The 1,882-nt window shown below is 62.8% G+C and carries 2 protein-coding genes and 1 pseudogene; all 3 read right to left on the bottom strand.

Going from position 1 to position 1,882, the window contains the following annotated elements; genetic code table 11:
- Positions 1-209 (bottom strand): annotated as a pseudogene (locus AC1D1X_RS22040) (hypothetical protein); the annotation flags it as partial.
- Positions 210-247: 38 nt separating this feature from the next.
- On the bottom strand, positions 248-1,246 hold the full coding sequence (locus AC1D1X_RS22035) for an HpcH/HpaI aldolase/citrate lyase family protein (RefSeq protein WP_477671358.1): 999 nt from the start codon (positions 1,244-1,246) through the stop codon (positions 248-250).
- Between the two features lie 88 nt (positions 1,247-1,334).
- Positions 1,335-1,882, bottom strand: a 548-nt coding sequence (locus AC1D1X_RS22030; RefSeq protein WP_477699190.1) for a malate dehydrogenase, incomplete at its 5' end; no start/stop codon positions are given.

Raw genomic sequence — 1,882 nt, 5'->3', positions numbered from 1 at the left:
GTCAAGGTGACAGACAGGTCATCGTCAATGGGCGTCCTTTCTTCCACCACCTTGGCGGCAGAGCGCCTGATCGGTGCACGCTTGGCGGCCTGGGCGGGCTGGTCAGCTGCGGCGGTAGCCTTGGGCGCGGCAGCTTTAGGGGCTGCCGTCTGGGCCAGCAACAGGGCGGGGGCGGCCAGCATCAGGGCAGAGAGAGCGAAATGTTTCATGGGGGTCCTTTGGAACGGTCAACAGTCAATCGGGGAAATCAGTAAAGCGGGACAGAAAAATATGCCTGCGCCTCGTGCGGCAAGACACGGCCGGTCTGGTGCGCGCGCTCCAGAACCTGCCAGAAGTAGCGGTAGCTCGCGCGGTCGTGCAGCTTGCCTTCAAAACTGATGGGAGCCCAGTCTGAACGTGCGGCAGCAGCTATTATTTTTGTAGCACTTTCAATCTCACCCTCGGTGGGCGCAAAAGCCGCCAGGATAGGCCGGATCTGGTTGGGGTGGATGCTCCACATGCGGGTGTAGCCCAGTTCACGGGCGGCATGGCGTGCGGCAGAAGTCATGGCCTCAGTGTCATTGAACTCTGTGACAACACAATGTGACGGCACTTTGCCGTGGGCATGGCAAGCCGACGCGATTTCGAGCTTGGCGCGCATCACCAGGGGATGCGTGAACTGGCCGCGGCTGCTCATGCCGTCGGCGGGAATCGCGCCGCCATGCGCCGAGACAAAATCCATCAGGCCAAAACTCAACGACTGCACGCGCGGATGAGCAGCAATGTCGAAAGCGTTTCGCACCGCGAGTGGGGATTCGATCAGCACGTGCAGCGGCAGGCCGCCGGCCGATGCTGCGAGCAGAGCCTGCTCGGCCCTGACCACATCGGCAACCGATTCCACCTTGGGGACCATGATGTGTGAGAGATGGCGGGACAGCTTCCCGGCAATGACAGCCATGTCGGCCTCAAAGGCGGGGTGGTCCACCGAATGGATGCGCACCGCGACGCGTGCCTTGTCGCTGGCCAGGGCCGCCAGCGCCACGACCATCGCGGCATGGTCGGCTTCGCCGCCCACGGGTGCGCCGTCTTCGCAATCCAGCGTCACGTCAAACACGCAGGCGCCGAACTCCTCGATCATTTCGGCCTGCAGCTGCAGGCTTTTGCGCATGCGGGCTTCAACACCGCTGTAGTGATCACAAACCGGAAGAAACCCGGCTTGTGCCTGGGCACCCAGCAGAACGTCGCGCGGATGTTGGCGAGCCCCCACGCTTGTCACTTCGTGTACTACGCTGCCCCCGGAGGGGGCCGTGYTTGCTTGGGGTGGCCCTGCGCGGCGCACATCGCTCATTAATTGCTCAKAGCAGGTGCTTGACGCCGTCTTGCTCACCCTTAAGCTCGTCCAGGGTCTTGGTGATGCGTTCCTGGCTGAACGCGTCGATTTCCAGGCCTTCGACCAGTTTGTATTCGCCGTTTTCGCAGGTCACGGGGAAGCCGAACATGATGTCTTTCGGGATGCCGTACTGGCCATCGGACGGGATACCCATGGTGACCCACTTGCCGTTGGTGCCCAGGGCCCAGTCGCGCATGTGGTCGATGGCGGCGTTGGCGGCCGATGCGGCCGACGACAGGCCGCGCGCTTCAATGATGGCGGCGCCGCGCTTGCCGACGGTAGGCAGGAACACGTTGGCATTCCATTCCTGGTCGTTGATCATCTTGGCGACGCTTTCGCCCTTGATGGTGGCAAAGCGGTAGTCAGCGTACATCGTGGGCGAATGGTTGCCCCAGACGGTGAGCTTTTCAATGTCGGCCACGGCCTTGCCGGTCTTGGCGGCGATCTGGCTGGCGGCGCGGTTGTGATCCAGGCGCAGCATGGCGGTGAAGTTCTTGCGCGGCAGGTCAGGGG

The organism is Polaromonas sp. P1_G4, from assembly GCF_056405475.1.
Note: the sequence above shows the minus strand (reverse complement) of the source record. Positions and strands in the feature narration are given on the sequence as shown.